The 1,161-nt window shown below is 73.6% G+C and carries 2 protein-coding genes; both read right to left on the bottom strand.

Annotated features, from left to right (window positions below):
• Positions 1-356 (bottom strand): 5-deoxy-glucuronate isomerase (locus tag AC1DP0_RS22100; protein ID WP_478088766.1); only part of this gene is annotated, 356 nt, incomplete at its 3' end.
• A partial coding sequence (locus AC1DP0_RS22095; RefSeq protein WP_478088765.1) for a Cgl0159 family (beta/alpha)8-fold protein occupies positions 353-1,161 on the bottom strand: 809 nt, incomplete at its 5' end. The genes AC1DP0_RS22100 and AC1DP0_RS22095, both read right to left, overlap by 4 nt.

The raw sequence follows: 1,161 nt of genomic DNA, 5'->3' as shown, positions 1-1,161 counted from the left end.
CGGGCGCCGCACACCGCGACCCGGGTCGGCCCGCCCTCGGCGGTCACCGTGAGCTCGGCGTCCCGCGACACGTAGGCGACGTCGGTGGGGCCGGCGAAGACGGACTCGCGCCCGGTCAAGCGTGCCTCGTGCTTCTCGCCATCAGCGTCGACCGCCGTGACGGTCACCGATCCGGCGAGCGGCACGACGACGTGCTCCCACTCGCCCGCGGCGACGGAGCGGCTCTGGCCGGGAGCGAGGTCCACGGCATACAACCGCGTGTGCGACCACCCGTCGAGGGCGTCGTCGATCGCGACGGACCACTCGTCCGTGCCGGCGGTCCCGAGCGGGCGCACCCAGCGTTCGTTGTCGCTCACGCGCCCACCCCGCTCCCGTGGACGGACCGGTGCACGAGGCCCGCGGCGATGTCGACGGCCGCGGCGACGTCGCCGTCGGGCGGGAAGAGAAGAGCGCGACCGACGACGAGACCACGCACGGCGGGCAGGTCGAGCGCATGACCCCACGACGCATACGTGTCCTGCGGGTCGCCCTCGGGATCACCGCCGAGGAGCAGCGTCGGCAGCGTCGTCGCGTCCATGACCCGGTCGAGCTCGTCGACGACGGGGAGCTTCAGCCACGTGTAGGCGCTCGAGACGCCGAGCCCGGCTGCGATGTGGATCGACTTGATCACCCCGTCGGGGTCGAGCTGGTTGACGACCCGGCCACCCTCGCGCGACGAGAGGAACGGCTCGACCATCGCCATGACCTGGTGCTCCGCGAGCTCGGTGACGGCCCGGGCGCTCGCCTCGAGCGTCGCCACGGTGCCGGGGTCGTCGAGGCAGATGCGCGTCAGCATCTTGCCCCCGTCGATGCCGCGCGCCGCGATCTCGGCCGCGGTGTAGGCGGTGAAGCGGTCGTCGAGCTCGAAGCTGGCTCCCTGCAGGCCGCCGCGGTTCATCGAGCCGATCGCCACCTTGTCGTCGAGGGCACCCAGCAGGAGCAGGTCGTCGAGGATGTCGGGTGTGCCGAGCACGCCGTCGACCCCGGGACGCTCGAGCGCCGTGACGAGCCGGGCGAGCAGGTCACTCCGGCTCGCCATCGCCGCACCGGCGCCGCGGACCCCGAGGGCCCCGCGAGCCGGGTGGTCGGCGGCCACGAGGAGCATCCGGCCGTCCTCGCGGA

Source organism: Terrabacter sp. P5_B1, assembly GCF_056400505.1.
This window is presented reverse-complemented; position numbering and strand designations above follow the sequence as displayed.